The organism is Dethiothermospora halolimnae, assembly GCF_037577855.1.
In the GTDB taxonomy this organism is placed as follows: Bacteria; Bacillota; Clostridia; order Tissierellales; family VENL01; genus Dethiothermospora; species Dethiothermospora halolimnae.
Genome location: NZ_JBAKFX010000100.1, coordinates 1 through 7,404, shown reverse-complemented (window position 1 = coordinate 7,404; position 7,404 = coordinate 1). Strand labels below are relative to the sequence as shown.

The window sequence follows — 7,404 nt, the reverse complement described above, 5'->3', positions numbered from 1 at the left end:
ATTATATAAATATATTTATTATTTTACTTACTTATCTTTTATAAATATTAAAATTTTCATAAGTTTGATATAAATTCCATAAATAAAATAGAGACACAATACTTGTGTCCCATAAAAACTTTAAATTTTATTTTGTTCTTTATAATATTCTATACCATGTTTCGCATAATACACCATATCACTCTTATATCTATCTAATTCATCTAACTTAACCCATATATATTCATCATGTTCTTCATTAAGGTTTATTTTTCCTTTCATATAATCAGTCAAATAAATTATAGTTATATACTGCTTCCCTTTTTTATCACTAATTCCAGAACATACGTCTAAAACCCTTAATACATTTATATCTAAAGCTGTTTCTTCATATACTTCTCTTAAAAGAGCATCCTTTGTTTCTTCTCCAAACTCTAATTTTCCACCGGGTATATCCCAAAGTCCTCCTCCAAAGGAAGAATTTAAATCTCTTTTTATTAATAATATTGAATCTTCTTTTCTTATCAAACCCTTAGCCAATACATGTATCACAATATCTTCTCCTTTAGTACTCTGTTTCTTCCATTATTTCCTCTTCTGAATTCCCATCTTCTGTTTCAATATTAGGTTTTAAAATCAGATTTTCCTCCGATTTATTATTTTCTCTGTCAATCTCAATATTCATATTATCTGCTTTTACCAATATCTGTTTCATAGCCCCTTTAAATTCCTTATCATATCTATTATTAGTATCCCTCAATCCTTTTTCTAATGTTTTCATGGCTTCTGAAAGCTTATTAGTTTCATATAATATATATACTTTATTAAATATAATTGTCTTTTTTATATCAGGATCAACCTCCTTATAACTAGAGGTACTTAGTATTTGTTTATTTAATAAATATAAAGCTTCTTCTATTTGATCACTTTTAAATAATACCTTAGATTTTAAAGATACAGCATTATACCTACTCTCTATACTTGTGGCTGTTTTTTGCCACTTATCTAATGCTTTGATTAAAATTTCACTATCCGAAATCCTATAATCAATGTTCTCAAATATCTTAATAGATTCGTAGTTATCAAGATCTTTTCTGTTTATATAGTCCGTTAGTAGCTCATAATATAATTCCTCTTTCTTATCTTCATTTAAATTTCCATATTTTAATAAATAATAGTTCGTTCCTACTACATTCCAATAACCAGAATCCCTCAGTTTCATTAAAGTCTTTATTGGTTCTGGATCATATAAATGTTTTTCCTCATAGGGAATATAATGGACAATAGATTTATACTCCAATGTTGACTCTGCCCTCGCATATAGAAAATCTTCGTCTGTAAAATCTTTGTTATTATAATCCCCAAACAATAAATATCTTTTATAATTAGGGTTATCAATCAATTGAAATTCTTTAATATAATTGCTACTTAAAAGCTTCATATCTGAATAAAATTCTTTAAATATCTTAGATGCCTCCGCTCTAGTTATATTATCCTCGGGTCTAAAGGTATTATCTTCATAACCATTAATTATACCGTTGCTAACTAGTTTTTTTATTTCATCATAATATTTATAATCACTATCTATATCTTCAAAGTCAATCTTTTTTTCCTCTATAGGTGGTGTGGTAAATACACTAAGTAATACCACAGCTTCTTCCCTTGTTATATTCTTATTTGGTTTAAATTTATCTCCGTCAAAAATCTTATTAAATTTAACCTTGGTGTCATGGTTATCTAAATATTGTGCTATGGTTAAAATTTCATTATAGGCCCAAAATTTTTCATTTAAATCAGTATATATGTAGCCTTTATCCTTTTGAATATCTTTTTCATTTTGAATAACATCATTTTTCTTAGCTGTTCTGTATAGAAGAGTTACATACTCAGCTCTAGAAATAGGATTATCTGGTCTAAATGTTCGATCCTCATATCCTGAAAATAATTCAACTTCATTTGTAGCCCACATTATAGTATCAATAGCCCAGTGCCCAAAGATATCAAAATAAAATTTATCAGCATATGAAGTTAAATTTATATTTAAAATGATACAGACTATAAATACTAGTATCCATATTCTTTTCTTTTTCAAACTCTTCCCTCCTCACTTTATATATAGACGTAATTGGGTCTATTAAGTTTCATAATATATGTTCATTATATAATTATATCATACTTAAGGAATTTTGTATTAATATGGATATTACAGTTTTATTAAAGTTATATGTCAAAACTAGACTTATTTTATGAAAAATATACTAATTTTTTAATATGTTTTCTTTATCCTTGATTCCCACTATTATTACCTTAACGGCATAGCTACTTAAATGCCTTAAAATAATATTTTTTAACTCTTCTTTATTATTAATAAAAGGATGATCTGTTATTTCCATTCTTGACATTATATCTTCTAAATGCCTGCTAAAATATAATGTATAATATCTTAAAACAATTTCCTGTATTATATCCATATACCCACTGTTTTCTACATATTGTTGAATTACATCATTATCCTTTCCATTATATTTGGTTATTGTTTTTATATTTTCATCTTCTTGACCTAACTTTTTCCCCTTTCTATACATACTCCAAGCTATTCCAAGATACATTGTACACCCAATGTTTATTAACCTATTATCAAAAATTATTCCTTCTCTTTCTAAGTCAGCAATATCCTCTTTTATTGTTGTAGTAATGTAGGTTATAGCTTTTCTACTAAAATTACTTAGCTCTAACATTAAGTCATTTTGAAATTTATTAAGACAGATTTTCTCTACCATGGTAACTTTGTAGTTAGATAAATCTACTACACTCATGAAATCCCCTCTCCCTATAATGTAGTAATTCAAGTTATATTATTTTTTATAATTTTTATTTCTCCTTCACTCAGTCTATATAACTCATAAAAGTAAGTCTCTAAAGTTTCCTCCAAATTTTCAATTTCACTTTTTATCTTGTCATACTCTTTTTCTTTAAAATTGTATTTTTTCAAGCAACTATATAAACTTATCAGTCTCTTAACTACATTATCTACAAAGGTTATGTTATCTCCCACTTTTAATTTTAAAGTCATTAGTTTATTAGGATAATAATCATATAAGTTATCTCCAATTTTTTTTCCAATACATTTAAAATAAAATTCACTGACACTGGAGTTTAAAAATGCTAATAAATATTCTAGAGAAATTTTATTTCTTATCTCATCTTTAATCCTAATTATGTAGATATCAGCACTACAAAGCTTTTCGTCATATACTATAGTAAATCTGTTTTTTTCTGATTTAAAGGGAAAAATTATCTTTGGATCTTTAAATATATTGTAATCTCTTCCCCATTGTAATTGATACCATTTTCTTTTTCTCCTTAAACATTCTCTTCGCTTCATTAATCTATCTTTATAAGGAATTATATGCTCATTTATACTGTTATGCTTATCAATATCATCTATTAAATCCGTGTATAAGATATATTTATTTGTATCTTTAAGTTGGTATCTTCCTATATTACTATTTTTTATCCATGGCTTTATGAACTTTTTGTCTAAGTTCTCTTCTTTTATAGTTTCCTTATCCACTATAAAGGCTTTATCACATCCTGTTATAACACCTTGATTACAATTACATATATTATCTAATTTAAAATCACCAAGATTTATAATTTTATTTAATAGTTTTCTCTCATTATTTCCAATTAATATCCACCCGTCGTCTCTTATATCTTTTTGTTTTATTCTAAAGTGTCTAAAAACCTTCCTGTTTTCTATTTGATCTATCAAATTATTTATTTTATTACTATTTGTTAATTTATATACATCAATATGGTTATTATATGATTCTCCTTTTAAACATTTTATTATAATAGGGCTTATACCTATTCCTTTAAATACTTTTTTTCCATAAAAATCTATTATTTTATTAATAGAAAAATTATTTTTTAGAAAGTTTCTTAGACTTTTTGCCGACGGAGATTCACTAAAATATCTTGAAACTATATATATTAATTTTCCATCTTCTTTTAAAATATTATGACCTTTTTTAAAGAAACAAAATGCAATGTCTGATTTGTTATTATAGACATCCCCATAATAGTACTGTAACTTTTTTCTATATTCTTTATCTATTTTTTTATGCCCTATATAGGGTGGATTCCCTATAACAACATCAAATTTATTATTCTTGAAATTTGGATTTCTATCTAAAATCGAAAATAGGTCATATTTATCTTCCAATAAAATATCCCTTACATATATATTTGGAGTGACTTCTAACTCATCTACTTTTAACAATAAAGTTATGGTACTCATAAATACCGCAAATTGATCAATATCCGTTCCCCATATATTGTTCTCTATAATAAATTTCCCAATCCCCCACTTTAATTCTTCTTCAATGTTAGGATTGGCTTCTATTATTTTATTATAATTTTTATTGAAAATATAATATAGTTTTTTATAAATTTTCTCAAGAAAATATCCTCCACCACATGTGGGATCTATAATCTTATAGTAAGGATTGTCTATTATCTCCTTATCCCCTACAGTTTCATTTATCATATAGTCTATTATATCTAAAGGAGTATATACCTGACCTAAAGTTTTTCTTTCTTTATTAGTTATAAAATATTCATACAACTCTCCTAAAGAAAACTGTCTAATCTCTTTTATATCAAGCTTTAATATATCTCTTATTATTATGCCCTTTTCTAGCTGAGATAATTTTTCCATATAATTATACTGAATCTTATCAAATATTGGTGGAAGGTATTTATTTGATTTTCCATCCACCAAATCACTAAAATCTTTTTCATTTATAGCATTTTTTCTATAAAGTGATGTACATAGGACAACCCTACCTATGTAGTATAATAAAGTTTTCACATGGTTTATGTATCCTTCAGTATCTGAATTTTTCTCTTCTTTTAATAATCGATATATATCTTTTTTAAATGGCTTAAGTTTATCCATCATTTTGCCCCCTATATAAATATATTAGCTTTAAGACTTATAACATTATACCTTTATTTACTGCTAATTTCAAACAGCTATTAGTATAATCCTTATCTGTTTGTTATAATAAGTAACATATTCATTTATTAATAAGTATCGATAGTTTAGTGTCTTTAATAAAACTTAATAGCAAGGAGGTATATGAAGTTGGACATCCTAAATTATAAAATAAAAAAAGAAAACAAACTTAAAATCCCTAACAATTTAAAAAATGTATTAACAAATAAAACTTTTTGTTTTTTTGATATAGAAACAACTGGATTTCATAGAAAAAGAGACAAAGTAATTCTAATTGGATTATCCCTTTATAAAGAAAATTCTTTAATTATTAAACAATTTTTTGCCAATTCCTTCGATGATGAAGAAATATTACTTAAAAAATTTAAGAAGGAAATAGTAAAGTATGATTATATTTTATCTTATAATGGTAATAGGTTTGATATCCCTTTCCTTAATGATAGATATAAATATAACTCATTAGACTTTATAATTAATAAAAGTAATAGCATAGACTTGTATGAGTATATTAGAAGTAATAAAGATATATTAAGTCTTGATAGCTATAAATTAAAGAATATTGAAAAATACCTTGATATACATAGAGAAGACTTAATATCTGGGAAAAAAAGTTCAAGTATGTATAAAGAGTATATAAAGACTAAAAACAATACATTAAAAGATATAATATTGAAACATAATTATGATGATGTCTATTATCTTCCTGATATATTAAAAATATTCGATATTGTAGAAGAAAAAAATAAGGTTTTTATTACTACGACTATTTTAAATAATAAATTAAATATTAAGTTTAATTTAACAGAGTTGGACTTTAATGGTGATATACTAAAAATAGTAGCTAAAACATCTACACTTTCATTAAAGGATCAGACCTATTACAGTGGAGGTTATAATATAGACTTCTCCCCGAAAAATGGGAAACTATACCTTTCTTTAGAAGTATATAATGGAAAGTTATCCAGTGGTTCTAATTGTATCTATTTTGATAAGTGTGACTCTTCCTTACCACTAAATTTTACTGATCTAACTGAGTATAATCTGCCAGAAAATATCATTATTTTAAGAGAGAATAATAAATTTATAAAAGAAAATTTGAAGGGATTAATCAGTGAGATTATTTATAATGTTTTTAATTAACAAAATACAGATTCTATATCACAATAACATGTGTAATTATTAAATATATGTAAGGCTTCAATATATTGAAGACCTATTATACCAAAAACTGTATTTTCTAATAGGCTGTGGGATTACGAATCCCCCAGCAACAAGAGAAGTTATGAATCTCCCAGTAACAAGAGAAATTATGAGTCCCCCAGCAACTAAATTTTATTATTGTTATAACTATATGGCTTTAAAAGTCCTCCTGAATATATTCAGTACCTACATAGAAAAATATGTGATTTTTAAGCATAAACAAAAGGATTAGCTTTAAGCTAATCCTTTTGTTTATGCAGTTTTCACTCTGCTCTTTAATTGGTGCCCAGAGGCGGAATCGAACCACCGACACGGGGATTTTCAGTCCCCTGCTCTACCGACTGAGCTATCTGGGCAGATGTGGTGGGCCTTCAGGGATTCGAACCCCAGACCTACCGGTTATGAGCCGGGCGCTCTAACCAACTGAGCTAAAGGCCCACATCTCTGGTGGGCTTAGGTGGACTCGAACCACCGACCTCACGCTTATCAGGCGTGCGCTCTAACCTGCTGAGCTATAAGCCCCTATAAAAATTTGGTCGGGGTGGCAGGATTTGAACCCGCGACCCTCTGGTCCCAAACCAGATGCGCTACCAAACTGCGCTACACCCCGTAACTACTTGTACATTATATATCGTTCACTGGCAGGGGTAGCAGGACTTGAACCCACGACATTCGGTTTTGGAGACCGACGTTCTACCAACTGAACTATACCCCTAAAATGTGGTGGGCCTTCAGGGATTCGAACCCCAGACCTACCGGTTATGAGCCGGGCGCTCTAACCAACTGAGCTAAAGGCCCACATCTCTGGTGGGCTTAGGTGGACTCGAACCACCGACCTCACGCTTATCAGGCGTGCGCTCTAACCTGCTGAGCTATAAGCCCCTATAAAAATTTGGTCGGGGTGGCAGGATTTGAACCCGCGACCCTCTGGTCCCAAACCAGATGCGCTACCAAACTGCGCTACACCCCGTAACTACTATACATTATATATCATTTACTGGCAGGGGTAGCAGGACTTGAACCCACGACATTCGGTTTTGGAGACCGACGTTCTACCAACTGAACTATACCCCTAAAATGTGGTGGGCCTTCAGGGATTCGAACCCCAGACCTACCGGTTATGAGCCGGGCGCTCTAACCAACTGAGCTAAAGGCCCACATTTTGGCGGAGAAGGAGAGATTTGAACTCTCGCGCCCCGTGA

The 7,404-nt window shown here is 29.0% G+C and carries 5 protein-coding genes and 10 tRNA genes; 1 reads left to right on the top strand and 14 read right to left on the bottom strand.

All coding sequences use genetic code 11. The features are described 5' to 3' along the window. Positions 1 to 120 precede the first annotated feature (120 nt). The 4 genes from V6137_RS20200 to V6137_RS20185 all read right to left on the bottom strand — a co-directional run bounded on the left by V6137_RS20200 (position 121) and on the right by V6137_RS20185 (position 4,942). Positions 121 to 531: an NUDIX hydrolase gene (locus V6137_RS20200; RefSeq protein WP_425449749.1), complete on the bottom strand. Its 411-nt coding sequence runs from the start codon at positions 529 to 531 to the stop codon at positions 121 to 123. A 13-nt stretch (positions 532 to 544) separates the two neighbouring features. Beyond that, positions 545 to 2,071, bottom strand: a complete 1,527-nt coding sequence (locus V6137_RS20195; protein WP_425449748.1) for an S-layer homology domain-containing protein — start codon at positions 2,069 to 2,071, stop codon at positions 545 to 547. 166 nt (positions 2,072 to 2,237) lie between these two features. Further along, positions 2,238 to 2,795 (bottom strand): hypothetical protein, encoded by a 558-nt coding sequence (locus V6137_RS20190; protein WP_425449747.1) that lies wholly within the window; start codon positions 2,793 to 2,795, stop codon positions 2,238 to 2,240. 29 nt (positions 2,796 to 2,824) lie between these two features. Then, on the bottom strand, positions 2,825 to 4,942 hold the full coding sequence (locus tag V6137_RS20185; RefSeq protein WP_425449746.1) for an Eco57I restriction-modification methylase domain-containing protein: 2,118 nt from the start codon (positions 4,940 to 4,942) through the stop codon (positions 2,825 to 2,827). 189 nt (positions 4,943 to 5,131) lie between these two features. Here V6137_RS20185 and V6137_RS20180 point away from each other — a divergent pair, with 189 nt between their 5' ends. Next, positions 5,132 to 6,142, top strand: a complete 1,011-nt coding sequence (locus V6137_RS20180; protein ID WP_425449745.1) for a ribonuclease H-like domain-containing protein — start codon at positions 5,132 to 5,134, stop codon at positions 6,140 to 6,142. 340 nt (positions 6,143 to 6,482) lie between these two features. Here the strand turns inward: V6137_RS20180 and V6137_RS20175 are convergent. The 10 genes from V6137_RS20175 to V6137_RS20130 form a co-directional block, all read right to left on the bottom strand. After that, positions 6,483 to 6,558 (bottom strand) — tRNA-Phe (locus V6137_RS20175). A gap of 5 nt (positions 6,559 to 6,563) precedes the next feature. Then, positions 6,564 to 6,640: transfer RNA gene (locus tag V6137_RS20170), tRNA-Ile, on the bottom strand. A 7-nt stretch (positions 6,641 to 6,647) separates the two neighbouring features. Beyond that, positions 6,648 to 6,724: transfer RNA gene (locus V6137_RS20165), tRNA-Ile, on the bottom strand. Between the two features lie 11 nt (positions 6,725 to 6,735). Then, positions 6,736 to 6,812, bottom strand: a tRNA-Pro gene (locus tag V6137_RS20160). 29 nt (positions 6,813 to 6,841) lie between these two features. Then, positions 6,842 to 6,917, bottom strand: a tRNA-Trp gene (locus tag V6137_RS20155). A gap of 6 nt (positions 6,918 to 6,923) precedes the next feature. Then, positions 6,924 to 7,000 (bottom strand) — tRNA-Ile (locus tag V6137_RS20150). A 7-nt stretch (positions 7,001 to 7,007) separates the two neighbouring features. Next, positions 7,008 to 7,084, bottom strand: a tRNA-Ile gene (locus tag V6137_RS20145). 11 nt (positions 7,085 to 7,095) lie between these two features. Beyond that, positions 7,096 to 7,172, bottom strand: a tRNA-Pro gene (locus V6137_RS20140). Between the two features lie 28 nt (positions 7,173 to 7,200). Further along, positions 7,201 to 7,276 (bottom strand) — tRNA-Trp (locus tag V6137_RS20135). A 6-nt stretch (positions 7,277 to 7,282) separates the two neighbouring features. Next, a tRNA-Ile gene (locus V6137_RS20130) sits at positions 7,283 to 7,359 on the bottom strand. Between the last annotated feature and the right edge of the window lie 45 nt (positions 7,360 to 7,404).

Bases quoted from the DNA above. Each gene is read 5' to 3' on its own strand.
- V6137_RS20190 (WP_425449747.1), bottom strand. From the start codon at position 2,795: ATGAGTGTAGTAGATTTATCTAACTACAAAGTTACCATGGTAGAGAAA.
- V6137_RS20185 (WP_425449746.1), bottom strand. From the start codon at position 4,942: ATGGATAAACTTAAGCCATTTAAAAAAGATATATATCGATTATTAAAA.